Annotated in this window: 13 protein-coding genes; all 13 read left to right on the top strand. The window is 38.8% G+C overall.

All coding sequences use genetic code 11. The annotated features are described in order from the left end of the window. Positions 1-77 precede the first annotated feature (77 nt). The 13 genes from ACYDAT_RS15215 (at position 78) to ACYDAT_RS15155 (ending at position 8,486) form a co-directional block, all read left to right on the top strand. Positions 78-617 carry a transglutaminase-like domain-containing protein gene (locus ACYDAT_RS15215; protein WP_461451196.1) on the top strand — a complete coding sequence of 180 codons (540 nt, stop codon included), beginning with the start codon at positions 78-80 and terminating at the stop codon, positions 615-617. Positions 618-764: 147 nt separating this feature from the next. Then, the gene (locus tag ACYDAT_RS15210; RefSeq protein WP_461451194.1) at positions 765-1,145 is read left to right on the top strand and encodes a hypothetical protein; all 381 of its coding nucleotides are present in this window, start codon (positions 765-767) and stop codon (positions 1,143-1,145) included. Positions 1,146-1,147: 2 nt separating this feature from the next. Next, complete coding sequence (locus tag ACYDAT_RS15205) at positions 1,148-1,567, top strand: hypothetical protein (RefSeq protein ID WP_461451192.1); 420 nt, start codon at positions 1,148-1,150, stop codon at positions 1,565-1,567. Further along, the gene (locus tag ACYDAT_RS15200) at positions 1,564-1,917 is read left to right on the top strand and encodes a hypothetical protein (RefSeq protein WP_461451190.1); all 354 of its coding nucleotides are present in this window, start codon (positions 1,564-1,566) and stop codon (positions 1,915-1,917) included. Before ACYDAT_RS15205 ends, ACYDAT_RS15200 begins: the two co-directional genes overlap by 4 nt. A 21-nt stretch (positions 1,918-1,938) precedes the next feature. Further along, positions 1,939-2,244, top strand: a complete 306-nt coding sequence (locus ACYDAT_RS15195; protein WP_461451188.1) for a hypothetical protein — start codon at positions 1,939-1,941, stop codon at positions 2,242-2,244. A gap of 36 nt (positions 2,245-2,280) precedes the next feature. Beyond that, entirely contained in the window at positions 2,281-2,871 is a 591-nt protein-coding gene (locus ACYDAT_RS15190; protein ID WP_461451186.1) for an LbetaH domain-containing protein, read from the top strand. Beyond that, complete coding sequence (locus tag ACYDAT_RS15185) at positions 2,864-4,273, top strand: hypothetical protein (RefSeq protein ID WP_461451184.1); 1,410 nt, start codon at positions 2,864-2,866, stop codon at positions 4,271-4,273. Before ACYDAT_RS15190 ends, ACYDAT_RS15185 begins: the two co-directional genes overlap by 8 nt. Next, entirely contained in the window at positions 4,270-4,989 is a 720-nt protein-coding gene (locus tag ACYDAT_RS15180; RefSeq protein WP_461451182.1) for a hypothetical protein, read from the top strand. The genes ACYDAT_RS15185 and ACYDAT_RS15180 overlap by 4 nt, the downstream gene beginning before the upstream one ends. 24 nt (positions 4,990-5,013) lie before the next feature. Further along, the gene (locus ACYDAT_RS15175) at positions 5,014-6,480 is read left to right on the top strand and encodes an NHL repeat-containing protein (RefSeq protein WP_461451180.1); all 1,467 of its coding nucleotides are present in this window, start codon (positions 5,014-5,016) and stop codon (positions 6,478-6,480) included. A gap of 120 nt (positions 6,481-6,600) precedes the next feature. Then, the gene (locus ACYDAT_RS15170; protein ID WP_461451178.1) at positions 6,601-6,954 is read left to right on the top strand and encodes a hypothetical protein; all 354 of its coding nucleotides are present in this window, start codon (positions 6,601-6,603) and stop codon (positions 6,952-6,954) included. An 8-nt stretch (positions 6,955-6,962) separates the two neighbouring features. After that, the gene (locus tag ACYDAT_RS15165) at positions 6,963-7,163 is read left to right on the top strand and encodes a hypothetical protein (protein ID WP_461451176.1); all 201 of its coding nucleotides are present in this window, start codon (positions 6,963-6,965) and stop codon (positions 7,161-7,163) included. Further along, the gene (locus ACYDAT_RS15160; protein WP_461451174.1) at positions 7,163-7,843 is read left to right on the top strand and encodes a hypothetical protein; all 681 of its coding nucleotides are present in this window, start codon (positions 7,163-7,165) and stop codon (positions 7,841-7,843) included. The genes ACYDAT_RS15165 and ACYDAT_RS15160 overlap by 1 nt, the downstream gene beginning before the upstream one ends. A 1-nt stretch (position 7,844) precedes the next feature. Then, the gene (locus ACYDAT_RS15155; RefSeq protein ID WP_461451172.1) at positions 7,845-8,486 is read left to right on the top strand and encodes a hypothetical protein; all 642 of its coding nucleotides are present in this window, start codon (positions 7,845-7,847) and stop codon (positions 8,484-8,486) included. The last annotated feature ends 155 nt before the right edge of the window (positions 8,487-8,641 follow it).

The raw sequence follows: 8,641 nt of genomic DNA, 5'->3' as shown, positions 1-8,641 counted from the left end.
TAACGGGAGGAACGGCAAGTTTAACGGTAACAAGTATGGTTGTAAGAGAATATTAAGAAAATCAGGAGTTCGCTTATATGTTCGACTTTATTAATCTTATGCCCGAAGACTTTTTAAACAAGAGATATAACATCTCTTTTTTGAATAATGCAACTGATATGGGCAAAAAGATAAAGCAGATGATAGGCAAATATTCAAAATATCCGCAAATTATTAATGCGGCTAATTCTATAACAAGCGGGTGCTTTGATGAAATGTGTAAAATTGAAAAAATATATAAATGGGTTCAGTCTTCCGTTACTTTTCAAGATGACCCTAATACATACGAGCGGTTAATCGCTCCAGATTTAGCTTTAAACACGATTTTGCAATATGGGCAGATATATGAAGACTGCGACTCAATCACGGCATTAATGGGTAGCTTGCTTACGGCGTTAGGCATAACGGTATCGGTTGCGATGTCAAAAACGGATAGCACGCAAGAAGACTACTCTCATGTATATTTAAGGGCAAAAATAAACAGTAATGGCACTTGGTATTATTTACCTTTAGACGCAACATATAAAGAAAACAATATAGGATATGAATATCCGAGTTCGGATATTACGGAAATATAGGTGGGGCGGAAAATGGATAACAAAGAATTGCCGTTTAAGCCCGATGTGTTGCTTAAATCTATAAAAGATATACCCGCTTGGTTAATCGGCTCATTAATAGCGGGCAAAATCGTAATATATACACTTATTTTTAAATAGAGGTGCATTATGTCAGCAAATAACTTATTTACAATGAATAGCACGCCACCGGCAAGTTCAAGTTCGGTTCTCGGCTCTGTCGATAGCGGATTAAGTAGCTTGGCGACTACTCTTAACTCATTATCGGGTCTCACATTACCTCTCGAAAAAGATGTAGGCGGATTCTCGCAACTTTATACGCAGGTTAAACAGCTTAACCCGCAAGCGCAAACTGCTATACCGGTAAATGAAGCATTTTATCAAGCGCCAAATAATTCGCTTACGGGTAATTTTGCAAACGGTATCGGGGCGGCTTTTAATCAAATACCTAATTATATGTGGTGGGTAATAGGCGGCGTTGTTGTAGTAGGCACGGCTTATGTTTTAACACGGAAAAAATATAGAGGTTAAATATGTCAAATACGGCAGATTCTTTAAATCCGGTAGCGAATGTTATTAGTTCGTCAAATGCGAGTTCGAGTGCGGCAAATTCTACTTCGTCAAGTGCTAATACAGACACATTAAGCGGGAACTTAATATCAGATTTAGGGCTTGCAAGTTTAGGCACGGCATTTTTAGCACCTGCGATTATTCCGGTAATCGGATTGCCTCTTACGGCGGGTATGCTTATAGAAACGGCTTTAGGCTCGACAGGTGCGGGAATTGAAATATTATATCCGCAAGCGTATCAATCTATTTCGCAAGAACTGCCGACAATTCCGACAAGCACGGTTTTGTTAATTTTGCTCGGTATGACGAGTATGACGGTCGGGGTATATATGGAATATTATAATAAAAATAAAAAAGGCAAAAAACAAGGGGGGTTATTGTGATTCAACGATTCTCAAGTCCTAATGGTTCAGTCATTACAGTTAATAATGGCTATGTAACGCAAGATGCACAAGTGCCAGCTCCACAGGCGGGATTCATCGCTAACCCTATACAAAGTAGAAGTGGCGGGGCTGTAAATACACCAACAACGCAACTTAGCAATGTTCCAATTATGTTTCCGAAGAGAACGACATCGTTTCTGCCTGCACAAACCGCAGATAGTTCTTCCGGTAGTGGCGGTGAGGTATCACAACCAACGACAACATTTAGTCTTCCGACTTTTGAGCCTCCCGCAACTAATAATACAAGCCAAACAGCTTGGCAAGGAATGGCTTTTAACCCATTTATGTAATTTTATATAAGAGGTGTCAATATGTCTAATTCAAGTAACGGTTTTGATGTTTTTAATCCAAATTTGCCAATGGGGAATAATCCATTTTACGCATTTCAGCAGAATATACCCAACCAATATGGGATAGCCCCTTATGATGTATCGCAACAGTTAGGCTCTATGCAGGATATAAGCTCGATGTTTAATCCTGCGCCGGTCAGTTCAACGCCGACCCCTGCACCCGCTACCGTTAAAACAGCAAGCCCCGCAAAATCGGTATCTTTCGGCACATTAATGAATAATGTAATGAAAGAGATTGACAATATAACAATGCTCAAATGTGGCTGACAAGGCTAAATCGGCAGTTTGCCGAAAGGGTAAAAAATGATGCAACAGAACAACTTTAATTATGATTATTCTTGCTACGGCGGGGGGATTTCTTTTAAATCCGACTGCAATCAGACTATAATGCCATTTTCCTTTATCAGCAATACGGAATTTAAAGGAGATGTGATTATAGGCTCTTATTGCGGGATAGGATTACCGCCTATTCAACCAGATAACGAAACAGGTGTATTAAACGCTGACGGAATGGGTAAATATAAAGTAATTATCGGCAAAAGCGTGATTATAAAATCCTATTCTTTTATTGAGGCGGGATTAGTCAGGAATACTGTCATAGGCGATAATGTGATTATTGCGGCTCATGTGGGGATAGCTCACGATGTAATAATAGAAGACGGCGTTCAGATATTAAATGATACCGCTATCTTGGGCGATGCGGAAATAGGCGCATATACGATTATAGAATCGAGGTGTTCAATTATGGTAGGCGTAAAAATAGGTAAAAATTGCATAATTAAGGCGGGGTCGATAATCACGCACGATGTGCCTGACGATACGATTGTATTAACGACTTACGCCCATAAAAAAATATATAGAAATGTAAATATTAACAGGGGGTATAATGGGTAGCGGCGGCGGAATATTAAACCCCTTAAATGACATATCGAATGTTCTCGAAGGCACGAAGAATTTATTTATAAATCCGGGCAAACAAATACATAAATATATAGAACCTGCGGCAATAGAGGCATTACCGGCGGCTATTGCAGTCGCTGGAACTATTGCTTCAGGCGGTCTTTTAGCCCCCGCCGCTTTGCCGTTTCTTGTAGGCGGTGCTACTACCTACGGCGCACAATTAGCAACGGAAGGAGCTGGTAAAATGTTTAGCGGAACTACGCCCAGCATAGGTGATTTTGGGGCAGGATTGGCGGCGGGAGGTTTAACTTTCGGTGCACAAGCCGCACTCGGTGCATTATCAGCTCCGTCTTCTTTAGCTTCAACAGCGGCAAGTTCAGCTCCTAATTATCTCACTATGAGTGCATCGCAACTTGCGGCGCAAACAACAGGAACTGCGGCGGCGGGCAGTTCAAGTTTATTTGGAACGATAGGCAGTGATTTAGGCACTGGATTTTCTGCCATAACAGGCGCATTAGGCACGGCGGGGCACGTATTAGAGGTATCCGGTCTTGCTATGTCGGCTTATTCTATGATTAAAGGTAAAAATACATCGGGGCAATGCAACAGCGTGCAATCTTTGGCTTCGCAATTTCAAAGCAATGCTCAAAGTTTCGATAACACATATCAAGCTATCGTTGCGTCTAACGCTCAACAGTCTTTAACGACAATGCAGTCTTTATATTCGCAAGAAACATCTTTAGCTAATCAAATCAGCTCAAGCGGTTCATCTTGCGTAAGTTCAACTGTTATTACTCAATTACAACAAGCGTTAAGTTCTATGCAAACTAATATTCAGCAGGTTCAAACATATTTAGGTCAGGCAACGAGTTCAACGACTGCGACAGGCACGCCGGCGTCAAGTTCGGCTTGCGCAACGGCTCAACAAAATTTTACCAGTTTGACTTCGCAATTTACTAATACTTATTCTTCGGTTACTACGGCTACGGCTTCGGGTGCGTTATCTACTTTACAATCTTATTATTCCGAAGCGGTAAATAAAGGCAACCAAATAGTATCTGCTTGCGGTAATGATTCTACATTAACAAGCACGATACAAAGTTATTTAAACGCTATGGCAACGGATATTCAAAATTTGCAAAGTTCTATTAATAGTATTGCGTCAAGTTCTACTTTATCTTCGCCTATTTCTGACTTAACATCGGGAACAATATTTAATCCGACAAGCGCTTATGCGGGAACATTACCCGCAACATCGGCGGCGGGTGCGTCAAATACGATAGCGGCTAATTCGGCAACAAATACTTCGACTTGGCAATCAGTTGCTCTTATAGGTGGGGCGGTTGCGGCGGTCGGATTTATCACTTGGGAACTCACAAAAGGGGTGGCAAAATGAGTGCCAATAATTTCTTAACAAGTTCAAGTAGTGATTACGGTTTTCCTACATTAAGCGGTTTAGGCATAGGTTCAAGTTCAGCTGTGCCGAGTTCGTCAGATATTTCATCTTTATTAGACGGATTAGGTAGTATAACGGGTAATTCTTCGAATTATTCTGGTGCTAATGAGAATTTTCTTTACGATATAGGCTCATCTTCTGCCCCCTCTGCTACAAATGGTTATAACTTTGGGTCAGGTTCAGGGCTTAATAGCCTTATTAATAGCTCAAATAATTTTCTAAACAATACTACCAATTCGAGCATAGAACAAGGAATTACATCACCCTCTGATTTTTCGCTAAATCAACTATCGGGTGCGGCGAATACAAGCGGTTCTACGCCGAGTTTTTTAAGCTCGTTAGGGCAAGGTCTATCATCGGTAGAGGGCGGAATTAGTTCTTTAACATCGGGCGTGGCTAATTTATTTAATCCTCTAACAACTTTATTAAAAGGGCAAACGGTATATACAACTCCGACTACCGCAACAGGCGGATTTTCTACTTATAATCTACAAGGACAGCCGGTTAATCCGCAAACAGGCGTGGCAATTCCGGGTGCGCCAAGCGTTGCGACAGGGGCTACTACAAACTACTCCCCTTACATAGTTGACGGAGTAATTGTCATCATCGCAGGGATTCTTTTTATAGGCGGTTTAAGATTAATTGAAAATTTATAGCTTATTAAATAAGGAGATAGAATAATGCCTACAAAATTAAACAAATATTCAAAGACTTATATTAATCAAGGTGGAACAGGCGGAACTGCAATACAAAATGCGTTAGGAGGTTTTGGTGTTATCGGTCAGCCTAATTTTACAACTGCGGCATCGGCTTTATCTATAAATGGATTATATAATCCTGATGGTCTTATTTTTGATAATTCAGGTAATTTATATATAGGTGATGTTAATAACAATAGGATATTACAGTTTCAACCGCCATTTTTAAATGATATGCCTGCGAGTATGGTTATAGGACAACAGGATTTCACGAGTAATAGTAATACGCCTATTACAGATTCTTCTTTATATAATGCGGGTGGGGGAACATTTGATATATTTGGCAATGCATGGGTATCGGATGCAGGCAATAATAGAATATTAATGTATAAATATCCATTTACAACAGGAATGGTGGCAAATTTAGTTATTGGACAATCTAACTTTACGACAGGCACGGCAAATACCACAATAAATGGTTTATATCAACCTGTTGGTTCTGCTTTTGACCCATTTGGTAATTTATGGGTATGTGATTCAGATAATGATAGAATTTTAATGTTTGGGAGTTTTGACATTATTACATCAACAGATATTCCTGTAATCCATCTTAATGGTTATTTTTTTAATGGTATGCCTGCTTCATTAGTTATCGGTCAGCCTAATTTTACGACAAACATTGCAAATAATGGCGGATTATCGGCAAGTAGCTTATTTATTCCGGGTAATATTGTAATTAAGTTAATAAATGAGAATATTTGTATTTTTGTTACAGATATGGGTAATAATCGCATATTGCAATACACAATACCTTATACGAGAGATTATACTGTTTCAGGTATTCTATTAAACAGTATAGATTTTGCAATGCAAAATGGCGGAAGTGCTTATATGGATAATGCGAGTTATGGTAATTTGCCGAGTTCTTATATTTATCCGGCTATTGGAAGTTGGAATGCGGATGTAGTTTTAGGGCAATCATCTTTTACTACATCTGCTTCTGCGACAACACAGAATGGATTATATCTATATAATACCTTTATCTCAAGAGGTTTAGGAGGAATAAGTTTAGATAGTAGTAATAATTTATATATAGCCGATGCTTTTAATAGCCGTATTTTAATGTATTCATACAACAATGGTTTTGCGAATGGACAAAATGCTTCTCTTGTATTAGGTCAATCTTCATATGCTACAAATACGAGCGGGACAACTCAAAATAATCTTTATTATCCTAATTATGCGACATTAGATTCAAATGAAAATTTATGGGTAGTAGATTTATATAACAATAGGATATTAGTATATTTTCCGCCATTTTCTAATGGTATGAATGCAGGTTGGAGTTCATCAAGCAGTTTTGGAACAAACACAACAAGTTCTTTTGCATCTCAAAACACGGTATATTGGTGGAATGGCAATAGACAAAATATTTTTTACGGAAATTAATAAAAATATTAAAAATTTATAACAAATATTACATTTTTCACTTGACAAGTCAATATAAAAAGGCGTATAGATATTTCAATAGAATTGTCAAAATGACAAAATAGACAAAGAGGGCTTAAAATGGCTAAAAGAAAAAAGGCTAAAACGACTAAAAGCAGTTCAGGCGGCGGCAATGTGTTTTCTGATTCTATTATAGCTTTTTTAGGACTTGGAACGACTTTGATTATTAAAAATATAGTCAGCGAAACATATCCGCCCGCACAAGCTTCTTTTTATCCTTATGCGGTTGAAGCAGGAACAGGGCTTTTAATGGCTTTATTATCGAAGAAAATGACGGGTAAAGTTTCGGACGCTCTTATAATAGGTAATTTATCGGCATTAGGATTGACGGGTGTATCATCTTTGACGGCTAACAATTCAAACAGGGTTGTCAGCACGTTATTTCAAACTCAACCTCAATTTTTGGCATATTAAGGGCTTATATGAAAACATTTTTGATACTTTTAGGAATAGGTGTTGCCGGTTATTTCGGATATGAATATTTTATAGCTAAAAATCAAAATCCGTTCGGAACAGGCTTTGTGACTTCAACAGGCACTAACGGAATAATATACGGCTATAATCAGGCAACAGGTCAGGCATTACAATATAATCCGACTACTAATACGATAGGTGCGCAATAATGGCTAAATACAGGAAAACAGCTAAAAAAAGGTTCAGGAATAATCCAGCTAAAAAGCAAGACCATACTATTAGAAATATTTTACTTGGCGGTGGTGCAGTAATAGGCGGTTTATATTTAATAGGCTGGAAAGCGGGAACGCCACCAGCAACTTGTAATAATCCTATTTCTTGTGCTTGGAATACTATTGCTGGTGCGGCTGACACTATTTATAACGATATTAATGGGTTAGTAATAGGATTAGCGGGTTATGGCGGATATAAATTATTCAAAAATAACAATAACAGCGGGAATACTCCCCCGCCCCCGTCTGCACCTATAACTTTTAATATGCCGTTATCAAGCCCTGCGAGTTCGACTGCGAGTGCGACTGTGCCGTCTGAAATGTCTATGTTGAATTATTTAGATAATTATTCAAGCGTTATAGGTGCTAATTCAAGCACGGCTGTTTCATCGCAACCATCTTTATTTGGCACGATAGGTAATTTTTTAAATCAAGATGTATGGCAACCTATAAATACGGCAGACCAAAGTGCGTCTAATTGGATATGGAACGGTTTAGATAATTTTGGCAATGAAATACAGAATTTTTATGGCAATCAAGGAACAACGGCTGGCACTTTAGCAGGTGCAGGGACAACTCTTGCAAATCCTGCAACATTAACATTAGGGGGATTATAATATGGCTAAAAAGAAACCTGTAAATAAGAAAAAAGTTATAGAACACGGCAGAAAGTCAAATCAGCCGTCAAAGGTTATACCCGCAAACGCTAAAGGCAGGTATGACGCTAAAATAACGGCGGCGCAGGTTGGCGATATAAACCGTTCGGGGCGCACATCGGGTAAAAAATACCCCGCAAATGTATCACGCTTTTTACATACCAAGATTGATACTTTAAAAGCGCAGGGGGTATCTATCCCGCAGTCGATAGCTATTGCTTACGACCAAGCGAGGTTAAAATTCGGAACGAGGGTTATCCCCAGACCGAACCCTGACAATTTATATAAAGAATTAAAAGGCATTAAAAAAAGCGATATAGACCATGCATTAGATATTTATGAGGACTTTCACGATAGAGAGGCAGACAGCATAATTGAAATGGAAGTGCCGGATAATTCTCTTTTAGCGGGCAAGGTATTAACAAAGTTAGGCAGCGCAGACACGATAACATACGGCTCTGATAAATGGAATAAAAACAAGAAAATCAATTATTACATTCACGAGTTAGGTAAAAGTTGTGAATTATACACTAACGGAACAGAACTTTTAATCGCAGACCCCAAAGGAAAGCTAAAAGTTAAACCGGAAGGCATAACAGGCTAACCAGCAAGGAGGTAACTATATGGCAAAAGCTTACATCATTAACCCAACGCCGCTTTTAACTATTGCCAATCCTGATAGGAAAAGAGCAAAAAAAAATAAAACGGCTAAAAAAAGAACGTCTAACGGAGGTATTACAATGGCAAAGAAAAAAAGTG

This window comes from Metallibacterium sp. (assembly GCF_054637675.1).
This window is presented reverse-complemented; position numbering and strand designations above follow the sequence as displayed.